This is a genomic window from Streptomyces sp. PTL18, from assembly GCF_059510295.1.
On record NZ_JCAJZO010000144.1, the window covers coordinates 1 to 431 of the forward strand.

Consider the following 431-nt stretch of genomic DNA (forward strand, 5'->3'; position numbering starts at 1 on the left):
CCGAATGGCAAGCCCGCCCGCTCGATCGCGTTTACCCCGTGATCTTCGTGGACGCCATCAACGTGAAGATCCGCGATGGCAAGGTCGCCAACCGTCCGATCTACGTGGCCATGGCCGTCACCGTCGAGGGCACCCGCGACATCCTCGGGATCTGGGCCGGTGACGGTGGTGAGGGCGCCAAGCACTGGCTCCAGGTCTTCACCGAGCTGAAGAACCGCGGTGTCGAGGATGTCCTGATGCTTGTCTGCGACGGGCTGAAGGGACTGCCCGACGCGGTCGAGACGGTCTGGCCCCGAACTGTCGTCCAGACGTGCATCGTTCACTTGATTCGCAACAGCATCCGCTACTGCGCCCGTCAGGACTGGGACAAGGTCGCCAAGGATCTCAAGCCCGTTTACACCGCTCCCAGCGAGGCCGCCGCGACCGAACGC

Annotated in this window: 1 protein-coding gene; it reads left to right on the top strand. The window is 64.5% G+C overall.

Going from position 1 to position 431, the window contains the following annotated elements:
• The coding region (locus AC5WS8_RS39390) for an IS256 family transposase (RefSeq protein WP_496108276.1) at positions 1–431 on the top strand (431 nt) is incomplete at both ends.